This is a genomic window from Uruburuella suis (assembly GCF_022870845.1).
GTDB classification, from domain to species: domain Bacteria; phylum Pseudomonadota; class Gammaproteobacteria; order Burkholderiales; family Neisseriaceae; genus Neisseria; species Neisseria suis.
In genome coordinates this window covers 1,536,820-1,548,958 of record NZ_CP091507.1, presented here as the reverse complement: position 1 = coordinate 1,548,958, position 12,139 = coordinate 1,536,820, and the positions used below count along the sequence as shown (strand labels likewise).

Genomic DNA, 12,139 nt, shown 5'->3' with positions numbered 1-12,139 from the left:
GAAAGAATGGCGCTATTTTACGGGATTTATCCGCCCGCGAGTAGCGCCGCCGTTGCCAAAGCTGCTGCAAACGCGTTACATTTTGCCCAAACCACAACAAGGCACAATTATGGCGGAACACTATATTTTATCGCTCGACCAGGGCACCACTTCTTCGCGTGCGATGATTTTCAACCATGCAGGCCAAATCGTTGCCAAGGCGCAAAAAGCCTTTGCCCAACATTTTCCCGAGCCGGGGCTGGTGGAGCATGATGCGAAAGAAATTTGGAGCACGCAGGTGTCGGTGCTGGCCGAAGCGCTGGCGCAATCGGGCATTGCCGCCGATCAAATCGCCGCCCTGGGCATCACCAACCAGCGCGAAACCACGATAGTGTGGGATAGAGCCAGCGGCGAGCCGGTGCACCGCGCCATTGTGTGGCAAGACCGGCGCACCGCCAAATATTGCGACAGCATCCGCGCCGCGCACGGCGACACCATCCGCGCCAAAACCGGCCTCGTGCTCGATGCTTATTTTTCCGCCACCAAGGTGAAATGGATTTTAGACCATGTGCCCGGCGCCCGTGCGCGCGCCGAAAAAGGGGAATTGTGTTTCGGCACGGTAGACACATGGCTCGTGTGGAACCTCACCGAAGGGCGCACCTTCGTTACCGACCCCGGCAATGCAAGCCGCACCATGCTTTTCAACATCCACACGCTGCAATGGGACGAAGATTTGCTCGCCCTTTTCGATATTCCCCGCGCCATGCTGCCCGAAGTGAAATCCAGCAGCGAAATATACGGGCACACCGCGCCGCGCTTCACCAATCGGCCGATTGCCATTGCCGGCATCGCGGGCGACCAGCAAGCTGCCTTATTCGGCCAGCTCTGCCTGGATAAAGGCATGCTCAAAAACACCTACGGCACCGGCTGCTTTTTGTTGATGAACACCGGCGATAAACCTGTGGATTCACAACACAATCTGCTCGCCACCGTGGCCTGGAAAATCGGCGGCAAAACCACTTATGCGCTCGAAGGCGGCGTGTTTGTGGGCGGCGCGGCAATCCAATGGCTGCGCGACGGCGCGCGGCTGATACGCGAAGCCGATGAAATCAACACGCTGGCCGCTTCCGTGGCCGACAACGGCGGCGTGTATTTCGTGCCCGCGCTCTCAGGCATGGGCGCGCCTTATTGGGACCAATATGCGCGCGGCAGTTTTTTCGGCATCACCCGCTGCACGTCAAACGGCCACCTCGCCCGCGCCGTGCTTGAAGGCATTGCATTTCAGGTGTATGACATTGTAAAGGCGATGGAAGCCGATGCCGGCCAGGCCACCGCGCAATTGCGTGTGGATGGCGGCGCGAGCCAAAGCGATTATTTGATGCAGGTGCAGTCGGATTTGTTTGCCTTCGATATCGTGCGCCCACGCATCACCGAAACCACCGCCCTGGGCGCGGCTTATCTGGCCGGGCTGGCGGTGGGCTTTTGGCAGAGCACCGACGAATTGCGGGCGCAATGGCAGGCGGATAAAGTGTTTTCGCCGCAGCTGCCACCCGAGCGCGTGCAGAAAATGCTGCATTATTGGCATAAAGCGGTGAAGGCGGCGCAGCATTGGATTGATGATTGAGGATCAATCGAAAGCGGTTTTGAAGCTTTGTCGACATTGTTTTTACGGTATATTTGAATCAAAGCCTCAGGCCGTCTGAAATATTTTTCAGACGGCCTGAGGCTTTTGTAAAACACCCGTTTTGTAAGATTTCGGCCTGTTTTATATTGACATATCTATAAAACTAGATTTATTATAGCGTCCATGAAACCCACCGACACCTTCAAAGCCTTATCCAACGAATACCGCTATCAAATGCTGCTGTGGCTGAAAAGCCCGCAGCAGCATTTTGCCGCGCATGCGCATTGCGATGTGGTGCACGATTTTGAGGGCGGCGTGTGTGTGGGGCTGGTGGCCGAAAAAGCCGGGCTGGCCCAATCGGTGGTGTCGGGCTATCTCAACACCTTGAAAAAAGCCGGCCTGCTCGAATCGCGCCGTATCGGTAAATGGACGTATTACCGCTATCACCGCGCCGGCGTGGAAGCTTTATTGCAGCAATTGCGCGAGCAGATTTAAACGGGCAGGGCGCAAATCTGCCCGCCTCCCCGCAGCCGCGGGATTATGGTGAATTAAATTTGAACCGATACTGCGTTGGCTCGCCTTGCCGTACGTGTGTACTGTCTGCGGCTCGCCGCCTTGTCTTGATTCAAATTTAATCCACTATATTTTGATTTTATCCAATCTATATTTTTAGATATAAGAAATTATCGCTGAATTAAAACAGGCCGTCTGAAAGTAGGCTTGCCGTTGAAAGGAAAAATAATGACCACACCCGCCGTATCCGCACTCAACCTCGTGCCCGTGCGCGCCGGCCACACCACCGAGCAGGCTTTGGCAAGCATGGTGGTGCTGGCGCAGCACACCGAAGCCTTGGGCTATAGCCGCTATTGGATTGCCGAGCACCACAACACCACCTCGCTCGCCAGCTCCGCCACTTCGATTTTAATCAGCCACACGCTGCAACACACCCAGCGCATCCGTGTGGGCTCCGGCGGCGTGATGCTGCCCAACCACAGCCCGCTGATGGTGGCCGAGCAATACGGCACACTGGCCACGCTTTATCCCGAGCGCGTGGATTTGGGATTGGGGCGCGCCCCCGGCACCGACCGCCTCACCGCCCAAGCCTTGCGCCGCGCCGAGCGCGAAACCTCGCTTGATTTTCCCGAAGATGTGGCCGCTTTGCAGCGCTATTTGGGTGATGCGGCAGGGCAGGGCTATGTGAAAGCCTTTCCCGGCATTGGCACCCATGTGCCGCTTTATATCCTCGGCTCCAGCACCGAAAGCGCTTATTTGGCTGCTGAAAAAGGGCTGCCTTATGTGTTTGCCGCCCATTTCGCGCCGCGTATGCTTGAAGAGGCGCTGGCGATTTACCGCAGCCGCTTCAGGCCGTCTGAAACCTTGGCGCAGCCTTATGCCATTGTGGCGCTCAATGTGATTGGCGCCGACGATGATCAAGCCGCGCAATATCTGGCCACCAGCCAGCAGCAATTTTTTCTCAACGTGGTGCGCAACAGCCGCCAGCCGCTCTCGCCGCCAGTCGACAGCATGGCCGGGCGCTGGAACGAGATGGAGCAACACACGGTTAACAGCATGACCGCCTGCTCTTTAATCGGCGGCCCCGCCACCTTGGCGGCGCAATTTAGCGAGCTGCACACGCGCCTGCGTGCCGATGAATATATGGCGGTGAGCTATATTTATGACGAAGCCTTGCAGTTTGCGTCTTACCGTTTGTTTAAAGAGGCGGTAGAGGCCGTCTGAAACCGATTTACGATTGATATTTAACCAAGAAAGCAAAATATGAAACCGCAATTTGAAGCCTTGTTCCAACCCCTCACTTTCAACAACGGCGCAACTCTGCCCAACCGCTTGGTGCTCGCCCCGATGACGCATTGGGCCTCGCATGCAGACGGCACGGCCAGCGAAGCCGAAATCGATTTTGTGGCCAGCCGCAGCAAAGGCTTAGGCATGGTGATTACCGCCGCCACCACCGTGCACCCCACCGGCCGCGCCTTTGACGGCGAGCCCAACGCCATCCGCGCTGAAGATCTGCCCGGCCTGCGCCGCTTGGCGCAAAGCATACAGGCAAAAGGCGCCAAAGCCGTGTTGCAGATTCATCACGGCGGCTTTCGCGCACTGCCGCATTTGGTGCCGGCCAACGGCGTGGTGGCGCCCAGCGCGTTTACGCTGATTCCCCCGTCGTTTTCATTCGATATCGAAGCCGACAAACGCCTGCAAAGCGAAGCGCGCGTGCTCACCGATGCCGAAATCCGTGAAATAGTGGCTGCTTATGCCCAAGCCACGCAATATGCTGTAGACGCCGGTTTCGACGGCGTGGAAATCCACGGCGCCAACGGCTATCTGCTGCAACAGTTTTACTCCGCCGCCAGCAACCTGCGCGATGACGAATGGGGCGGCAGCCGCGAAAAACGCATGGCTTTCCCGCTGGCCGTTGCCCGCGCCGTGGCCGATACCGTGGCCGCATCCGGCCGCCAAGATTTTATCGTCGGCTATCGTTTTTCACCCGAAGAAGCGCCTGCAAACGGCATTAAAATGGCCGACACGCTGGCCTTGATTGATGAATTGGTGAAGCTGCCGCTGCAATACCTGCATGTGTCGCTGGGCGATTTTAACGAGCCGGCCGAAAACGCCGCCGCCCATCCCGAGTTGCCGCCGCAGCGCATTGCGCAAATCCACCGCCATCTGGCCGGCCGCCTGCCGCTTGTCGGCGTGGGCGGTTTGGTGAGTGCGCAAAGCATTGCCGATGCGGGCAACAGCGGCCACGCCGAGCTGATTGCCGTGGGGCGCGGCGCGATTATCAACCCCGATTTCGCGCTCAAAATCGCCGCCGGCCGCGAAAACGAGCTGGCCGACAGCCTCGACGGCCCGCTGGGCGCACAAGCGCAACATATTCCTGATGTATTGTGGGGCTTGTTGCTGAACATGCAGCCGTGGGTGCCGTTTCGCGGCTTGAAGTGATGGTTGTTTAAATCAATAAACCGTCATGGTTTGATACGGGATGCCGTCTGAAAATATTCAGACGGCATCTCGTATGCGCGTGTGCATGAAACGTGCACCCAACCGGAAAACAACCGTGCCGCCTGAGCATCAAAGCTTCAGCGCGTAGGTTGGGTTGCCAAACCCAACATTTCAGGCGGCTTGAGGGATTCGTTGGGTTTTCAGCCCAAGCTGCCCGCTGTGCAGGCTGCAACCCTATGCATGCAAGCGAGCAGCATGTGGTATGCATGGGCAAACGCTGAGGCCGTCTGAAAATCTTTCAGCAGCCTGTAGGTCCGATTCTCGAATCCGACACTTGTTCGCAGAACAAGGCACGCACATCGCTTTGGCCGTTGGCTAAATGTCGGATTCAAGAATCCGACCTACGCGGATGATGCTGCCGAACTGCTTTTATTTTGTAAGGTTATTTTTTAGAATTGGTATGACGTGCATGCCCACAACAAAAGCCTGAGGCCGTCTGAAAATCTTTCAGACGGCCTCAGGCTTTGTTTGCCAAACATCATCACCAAAAAACGTTATTTGCCCGCTTTAATGCTTTGCCATTGGCGCACCATAAATTTCAGGCTTTCCGGCTCGATGGGCACCATGATAAAGCTGTTGGCCATGTCTTCATCGGTGGGAAACACGGTGTTGTCGTCGCGGTATTCGGCGGCCATCAGCGCGCGGGCGGGCAGGCTGGAGGGCGCGTAGGTAACATAATCACCGTTTTGCGCGGCCACTTCGGGCTCGAGAATGTTGTCGATATAGCGGTGGGCGTTGAGCACGTTGGCGGCGTCTTTCGGAATGGCAAACGAATCAATCCAAATGCCCACGCCTTCTTTGGGCATCATCACTTGGATTTTTTCTTTGCCGCCGGCTTCTTCGGCGCGGCGCTTGGCGATATTCAGATCGCCGCCGAAGCCTATGGTCACGCAGGTGTCGCCGCGCGCCAAGTCATCAATAAAGCCCGATGAGGTGAAGCGCTTGATATTGGGGCGGTTTTGTTTGAGCAATTCGCTGGCGGCTTTGATGTCGTCGATATTGCTGCTGTTGGGGTTTTTGCCCATATAGTTGAGCACCATCGGGTAAACTTCGGCGGCGCTGTCCAGATAGCTGATGCCGCATTGCTTGAGCTTGGCGGTGTATTCGGGGTTGAACACCAAATCCCATTGATTGTCGGGCAGCTTGTCGGTGCCGAGCGCTTTTTTCACCCGCTCGGTGTTGATGGCAAATGTGTTGGTGCCCCAGAAAAAAGGCACGGCATAATCGTTGCCCGGATCCACTTCCTGCATCAGCGCCAAAAGCTTGGGATTGATGTTTTTATAATTGGGAATCAGGCTTTTATCAAGCTTTTGATAAGCGCCGGCTTTGATTTGGCGGCCGATAAAGGCATTGGAGGGGCCGGCTAAGTCGTAGCCGGATTTGCCGGTGAGCATTTTGCTCTCCAGCGTTTCATCGCTGTCGTAATAATCGTATTTCACGGCCACACCGTATTGCTTTTCAAAGGCGGCCACGGTGGCGGGGTCGACATAATCCGACCAGTTGTAGATTTTCAGGTTGGCGGTTTCGGGCAGGGTGCCGGAAGTGGAAGCGGTGGCAGAAGCTGCGGCGCTGTTGGGGGGCTTCTCGTTGGACTTGTCGCCGCAGGCGGCCAGCGCCAGCACCACAAGGCCGAATAAAGGCAATGATTTCATCATGATTCCTTATATTGGAGTGGAGGGGAAATGCAAACAGAGTATAGCAAAAGCAGTATGCCTCGGGTAGGCGCAAAGGCAAATCTGCGGTAAGATAGCCAAGATTTGATATTTGCTTTTCAGACGGCCTTTGCTGATGCATTAAGGCCGTCTGAAAATCGTTTAACCCACATAGAAAACATTATGAAAACCGCAGAACTCCGCCAAAAATTCTTAAAATTCTTTGAAACCAAAGGCCACCAGATTGTGGCTTCTTCCTCGCTGGTGCCGCACGACGACCCCACGCTTTTGTTTACCAACGCCGGTATGAACCAATTTAAAGACGTGTTTCTCGGCTTCGACAAACGCGCCTACAACCGCGCCACCACCGCGCAAAAATGCGTGCGCGCCGGCGGCAAGCACAACGATTTGGAAAACGTGGGCTACACCGCCCGCCACCACACCTTTTTTGAAATGATGGGCAATTTCAGCTTCGGCGATTATTTCAAACGCGATGCCATTCATTTTGCGTGGGAATTTCTTACTTCGCCCGAATGGCTGAACATTCCCAAAGAAAAACTGCTGGCCACTGTGTATGCCGAAGACGACGAAGCCTACAATATTTGGCTCAACGAAATCGGCATGCCGGCTGAAAAAATCATCCGCATCGGCGACAACAAAGGCGCCAAATATGCCTCGGATAATTTCTGGCAAATGGGCGACACCGGCCCCTGCGGCCCTTGCTCGGAAATTTTCTACGACCACGGCGACCATATCTGGGGCGGCCCGCCGGGCAGCGCCGAAGAAGACGGCGACCGCTTTATCGAAATCTGGAACTGCGTGTTTATGCAGTTTAACCGCGACGAAAGCGGCACCATGAACCCGCTGCCCAAGCCTTCGGTGGATACCGGCATGGGCTTGGAGCGCATGGCCGCCGTGATGCAGCATGTGCACGCCAACTATGAAATCGATCTTTTCCAAAACCTGCTCAAAGCCGCCGCGCGCGAAACCGGTGTGGCATTCAGCATGGACGAGCCGAGCCTGAAAGTGATTGCCGACCACATCCGCGCCTGCTCGTTTCTGATTGCCGACGGCGTGATGCCCAGCAACGAAGGCCGCGGCTATGTGTTGCGCCGCATCATCCGCCGCGCCGTGCGCCACGGCTACAAGCTCGGCCAAAAAGGCGCGTTTTTCTACAAACTCGTGCCCGATTTGGTGGCCGAAATGGGCGGCGCTTATCCCGAATTGAAAGAAAAGCAAACGCAAATCATGGAAGCCTTGCGCGGCGAAGAAACCCGCTTTGGTGAAACTTTGGAAAAAGGCATGGTGTTGTTCAGCCAGGTTTGGCGCGGCATGCAGTTTTTAAAGCTGGAAAGCCTGCTGCCGGCCGACGGCATCGGCGAGCCGCTGCTGCTGAGCACGGCCGACGGCGTGGAATTCTCAGTGGCTTCGCGCCACAATGCCGACCAAAAATTGGTGGTGGTGCGCAAGCATATCGAGGGCGCAATTAACGAGAGCCTCAATCTGAATATCGCCGACGTGATCGAGCAAAAAGCCGCCACCGAAGAAAACCGGCCGTTTGCCGAAGCCCTTGAGCGCTATTTAAACGACAACATTGCCAACAGCAAAATGATTATTTCGGGCGAGCATGTGTTTAAGCTCTACGACACCTACGGCTTTCCCTACGACCTCACCGCCGATATGGCGCGCGAATTGGGTATCGAGCTCGACAGCGAAGGCTTCGAGCGCGAAATGGAAGCCCAACGCGCCCGCGCCCGCGCCGCGCAAAACTTCAAAGCCGACACCCAATTGGCTTATGAAGGCGGCGACACCGAATTCAAAGGCTATAGCGAGCGCCAAACCGAAGCCAAAATTGTCGCCCTTTATAAAGACAGCGAACCGGTGGCAAGCTTGGCAGAAGGCGATAGCGGCGCAGTGGTGATTGATTTCACCCCGTTTTATGCCGAAAGCGGCGGCCAGGTGGGCGATGTGGGCTATATTTTTGCCGGCGAAAACCGCTTTGAAGTGCGCGACACCCAAAAAATCAAAGCCGCCGTTACCGGCCAATTCGGCGTGCTCGTGTCAGGCCGTCTGAACGTGGGCGATGCCGTGAGCGCTAAAATCGACAACGACATCCGCGCCGCCAATATGCGCAACCACAGCGCCACCCACTTGATGCACCGCGCCTTGCGCGAAGTGTTGGGCGAGCATGTGGAGCAGAAAGGCTCGCTTGTGAGCGCAGAGCTCACCCGCTTCGACATTTCCCACCCGCAAGCCGTGAGCGCCGAAGAAATCGCCGAAGTGGAGCGCCGCGTAAACGAAGCCATTTTGGCCAACGTGGCGGTGGAAGCCGATGTGATGAGCATGGAAGCCGCGCAACAAGCCGGCGCCATGATGCTGTTTGGCGAAAAATACGGCGACGAAGTGCGCGTGCTGAAAATGGGTGATTTTTCCACCGAATTGTGCGGCGGCACCCACGTGGCGCGCACCGGCGACATCGGCCTCTTCAAAATCATCAGCGAAGGCGGCATTGCCGCCGGCATCCGCCGCATCGAAGCCATCACCGGCCTAAACGCGCTGCAATGGGCGCAAAACCAAGAGCGCTTGGTGCGCGACATCATCGGCGAAGTGAAAGCACAAACCGAAAAAGACGTGCTCGCCAAAATCCAAGCCAATGCGGCTCAAACGAAAACGTTGGAAAAAGCCTTGTCGCAAGCCAAAAGCGAATTGGCCGTGCACGCCGCCGCCAAACTTTTCGACAACGCGCAAGATTTGGGCACAGCCAAACTGGTGGTTGCCCAAATCGACGCCGAAGCCGCCGCCCTGCGCGACATCGTCACCGACCTCACCGGCAAATCCGACCAAGCCGTGGTGCTGCTCGCCGCCGTGAACGAAGGCAAAGTATCCCTCTGCGCCGGCGTGTCCAAACCGCTCACCGGCAAAGTGAAAGCCGGCGACTTGGTGAAATTCGTGGCCGAACAAATCGGCGGCAAAGGCGGCGGCCGGCCGGACTTGGCGCAAGCCGGCGGCAGCGATGCGGAGAAATTGCCGGAAGTGTTGAACGGGGTGAAAGATTGGGTCGGCGGCAAGCTGGCTTGAATTTGAAGTGAGATAGGCCGTCTGAAAGGTTTCAGACGGCCTAAATTATCGAAATTTATAGATTTGGCAATTAAACATTGAAACTTAAATCATAAAAATTTAAAATTTTCAATTATTTAACTTTTAAGGTTCTCAATATTTAATTGCCGTATCAATAGCCCGCGTAGGTACGATTAGCCGCCGGCAGCGGCGTAATCGTACGCATGAAACAAGCAAGCCGTCTGAAGATTGATTTTCAGACGGCTTGCTTTGATAGAACTTTCAATTGTGTTTGCTGCGGCAGCTGCATTCGTACGATTACGGCTTGCAGCCTAATCGTACCTACGCAGCCGCGTAACGAGGGCTTTGCCCGTGAAACAGCCCGCGTAGGTACGATTAGCCGCCGGCAGCGGCGTAATCGTACGCATGAAACAAGCAAGCCGTCTGAAGATTGATTTTCAGACGGCTTGCTTTGATCGACTTCCAACTGTGTTCGCTGCGGCAGCTGCATTCGTACGATTACGGCTTACAGCCTAATCGTACCTACGGTGGGTTGCCGGTTGTGTGCTTCGCATCCGAATCCGCCGGCTTTTGCATGCTATGTCATGATGATTTATTTAAGCGGGCATGACTTCCGTTTTATATTTTGTGCAACACACTATAAAAACAGCCCTTTTAAACCGAAATCCCGGTTCAAAAGGGCTGTTTATCTTTTCAGACGGCTTGGCGCCATCTTCACACGAATTACATATTTTCAGTAAAGGTGCGGGTGATCACGTCGCGTTGTTGCTCGGGGGTGAGCGAGTTGAAGCGCACGGCGTAGCCGGACACGCGGATGGTGAGCTGCGGGTATTTTTCCGGGTTGGCGATGGCTTCTTCCAAGGTTTCGCGGGTCATCACGTTTACATTCAGGTGTTGGCCGCCTTCCACTTGCGGACGGTTGCTGAAATCAACCGGAATTTCGCGGTAAGACACTTCGCCCAGCTGCGGCAGCGGCAGCACGGTGTCGGCTTCGAAATCGTTGCTGTTGGCGCACAGGCAGCGCACTTCTTGGGCTTCGTCATCCAAGAGCCAGAATGAGTTGAGCAGGGCCGGGTTTTGCGATTGGGTGATTTGGATGCCTTTGATCATGTAACTTCCTTTCGTTTATGTGCGATTAAAAATAGATTATGTGAATTGTATACCCTGCACCTGAAAAGAAATTGACTTGAATCAAATTACAAAATCCTACACGCTGCTATAAAAGAGCGCTTTGGCTTTTGGCTAAGCTTTTGAATCTTTAAAAGCTCTTGTTAAGCAGGCCGTTTCCCGCCGCTGCTTTTGTGCAAAGCGGTTTGCTGTGTTTGATGCGGCGGTGCAGCATGCTGCGAAAGCACTATTTCGCAATGTATGAAATTATGTTACAAAGCATGCCTCTTAAAACGAATATAAATGCATTATATGGATACCTCTTTGATTTTGCAGATTATTGTGCTTTTGGGCGCAATTTTTCTCGGCGTGCGCTTGGGCGGCATGGCCATCGGCTACACCGGCGGCTTGGGCGTGGCGGTGTTGGCGCTGGGCTTGGGGCTGGCGCCCGGGCATATTCCGCACGATGTGATTTTGATCATTATGGCGGTGATTGCAGCGATTGCGGCTTTGCAGCTGGCCGGCGGCCTCGATTATCTGGTGCGCATGGCGGAAAATATTTTGCGCAGAAACCCGAAAAACATCAATTTCTTAGCGCCCACGGTTACTTATTTTCTCACCATTTTAGCGGGCACCGGCCACACGGCTTATTCGATGATGCCGGTGATTGTGGAGGTGGCCAAAAGTGAAAACATCAAGCCCAGCGCGCCTTTGAGCATTGCGGTGGTGGCTTCGCAAATCGCCATCACCGCCTCGCCCGTGAGCGCGGCGGTGGTGTTTATGAGCGGCATACTCGAGCCTTTGGGCGTGAGCTATCCTAGGCTTTTGCTGATTTGGTTGGCCACGACTTATGCGGCCTGCATGCTGGTGGCTTTGCTGATTAATCTTTTTTTCAAGCTGGATTTGTCGCAAGACCCGGTTTACCGGCAGCGCTTGGCTGCGGGCTTGGTGCTGCCACCTGAGCGCGGTGCGCGGGCGGCGCTGCCCAAGGGCGCGCGTTTGTCGGTGTGGATTTTCCTGCTCGGCGTGGTGGCGGTGGTGCTTTATGCCTGCGCGATTTCACCGGCCATCGGCTTGGTGGAAAACCCGGTGCTGCCGCGCGATGGTGCGATTGTGAGCTTTATGATGATTATTGCCACGCTGATTGTGATTTTTTGCAGGCTCGACACCGGCAAGCTTTTGGAAACCAGCACCTTCAAATCGGGCATGGCCGCCTGCGTGTGCGTGCTCGGCGTGGCGTGGCTGGGCGACACTTTTGTGAATGCGCATTTGGATGCGGTGAAAGAAACCGCCGCCGCGCTGGTGAGCAATTATCCGTGGCTTTTGGCGGTGGCGCTTTTCTTTGCCAGCATGCTGCTTTATTCGCAAGCGGCCACGGCCAAGGCGATTATGCCGGCGGTGGTGCTGGCGCTGGGCATCACGCCGGCGAATAATGGGCAGGTGTATATTTTGGTGGCGAGCTTTGCGGCGGTGTCGGCGCTGTTTGTGCTGCCCACTTATCCCACGCTGCTGGGCGCGGTGCAGATGGACGACACCGGCAGCACGCGCATCGGCCGCTTTGTGTTCAACCATTCGTTTTTGCTGCCGGGCGTGCTGGCAATTGTGTTTGCCGTGGCGTTGGGCTTTTTGGTGGCACCTTTGGTGTTGTGAACCATGATGCATCACAAACAGGCCGTCTGAAAGC

General features: G+C 55.6%; 8 protein-coding genes. 6 read left to right on the top strand and 2 right to left on the bottom strand.

Annotated features, from left to right (window positions below; all coding sequences use genetic code 11):
• Positions 1-109: 109 nt before the first annotated feature.
• The 4 genes from glpK (at position 110) to LVJ78_RS06950 (ending at position 4,558) form a co-directional block, all read left to right on the top strand.
• Entirely contained in the window at positions 110-1,603 is a 1,494-nt protein-coding gene (gene glpK / locus LVJ78_RS06965; RefSeq protein WP_132953103.1) for a glycerol kinase GlpK, read from the top strand.
• A gap of 183 nt (positions 1,604-1,786) precedes the next feature.
• A complete protein-coding gene (locus LVJ78_RS06960) occupies positions 1,787-2,098 on the top strand; it encodes an ArsR/SmtB family transcription factor (protein WP_132953105.1) in 312 nt (103 codons plus the stop codon).
• A gap of 246 nt (positions 2,099-2,344) precedes the next feature.
• Positions 2,345-3,340 (top strand): LLM class flavin-dependent oxidoreductase, encoded by a 996-nt coding sequence (locus LVJ78_RS06955; protein ID WP_132953107.1) that lies wholly within the window; start codon positions 2,345-2,347, stop codon positions 3,338-3,340.
• A 39-nt stretch (positions 3,341-3,379) separates the two neighbouring features.
• Complete coding sequence (locus tag LVJ78_RS06950; RefSeq protein ID WP_132953109.1) at positions 3,380-4,558, top strand: oxidoreductase; 1,179 nt, start codon at positions 3,380-3,382, stop codon at positions 4,556-4,558.
• A 554-nt stretch (positions 4,559-5,112) separates the two neighbouring features.
• Here LVJ78_RS06950 and LVJ78_RS06945 read toward each other — a convergent pair.
• Positions 5,113-6,273, bottom strand: a complete 1,161-nt coding sequence (locus LVJ78_RS06945; protein WP_132953111.1) for a polyamine ABC transporter substrate-binding protein — start codon at positions 6,271-6,273, stop codon at positions 5,113-5,115.
• A gap of 180 nt (positions 6,274-6,453) precedes the next feature.
• On the opposite strand from LVJ78_RS06945, the gene alaS reads away from it, so the two are divergent.
• Positions 6,454-9,348, top strand: a complete 2,895-nt coding sequence (gene alaS, locus LVJ78_RS06940; RefSeq protein ID WP_132953113.1) for an alanine--tRNA ligase — start codon at positions 6,454-6,456, stop codon at positions 9,346-9,348.
• 723 nt (positions 9,349-10,071) lie between these two features.
• Here alaS and grcA read toward each other — a convergent pair.
• Complete coding sequence (gene grcA / locus LVJ78_RS06935) at positions 10,072-10,458, bottom strand: autonomous glycyl radical cofactor GrcA (RefSeq protein ID WP_132953115.1); 387 nt, start codon at positions 10,456-10,458, stop codon at positions 10,072-10,074.
• Between the two features lie 309 nt (positions 10,459-10,767).
• On the opposite strand from grcA, the gene LVJ78_RS06930 reads away from it, so the two are divergent.
• A complete protein-coding gene (locus LVJ78_RS06930; protein WP_132953117.1) occupies positions 10,768-12,105 on the top strand; it encodes an anaerobic C4-dicarboxylate transporter in 1,338 nt (445 codons plus the stop codon).
• Positions 12,106-12,139: the final 34 nt, after the last annotated feature.